Source organism: Paenibacillus popilliae ATCC 14706 (genome assembly GCF_000315235.1).
Lineage (GTDB): Bacteria > Bacillota > Bacilli > Paenibacillales > Paenibacillaceae > Paenibacillus_B > Paenibacillus_B popilliae.
This window is the reverse complement of record NZ_BALG01000362.1, coordinates 1-675: the sequence shown is the minus strand read 5'-3', so window position 1 is coordinate 675 and position 675 is coordinate 1. Positions and strand designations below refer to the sequence as shown.

1 pseudogene is annotated in these 675 nt (G+C 39.7%); it reads left to right on the top strand.

Annotated elements, in window-relative coordinates:
* Window positions 1–511 (top strand): annotated as a pseudogene (locus tag PPOP_RS23560) (hypothetical protein); the annotation flags it as partial.
* Window positions 512–675: the final 164 nt, after the last annotated feature.

The following is a 675-nucleotide window of genomic DNA, read 5'->3' as shown; positions in this document are numbered from 1 at the left end:
TAATTACTTCGTTACGGAGTCCGAAATATGGACGCATAATAACGGCCCATTGATTAAACTAATTTCTAAAATGTTGGGAAACGCTGGGAAGAATGCTGCGAGAAACACCGGGAAAAGCACTGCGAAAAACGCTAAGAATGTAACTAGGGGGACGGGGAATGTAGGTAAATCTTTTGTTAAGTTGAAGCGACCTAAGGAATTGGACTTCACTTATAGAAGGTTGGATGAAAAAGTCAGGACTATGATGAATAAGCAGGGTAATGTTAAAGGTGGAAGTTTTAAAGAAGTAAATGCTTCAAAGGGTCAGAATGAGGTAGGTCATCATATTGCACAAAATGCTTATAATAAACGTAACGGAATAAGTAGAAATGATGGACCTGCAGTTCTAATGAGCAAATATGATCATTCAATGACTAGAACCTTTGCAGGAAAAGGCAAAGCATCGATGAGAGCAGACGATGCACTTGGATTAAATGACGGCAACGTATGGCTAAAGATGTTTGGGATGTAAGAAAGCATTTTGGTAGGAACTATAACGAGGGTCTAAGACAAGCTGTTCGCTATGGTCAACAAGTTTTATAAAAAGACGGATTGTAAAATGAAGTGCGACACCTTCTGGGAATAAAAAACAAAGGGCCCATGGCCGGATTCGTGTAGAATGAAAGTTCTCACCAC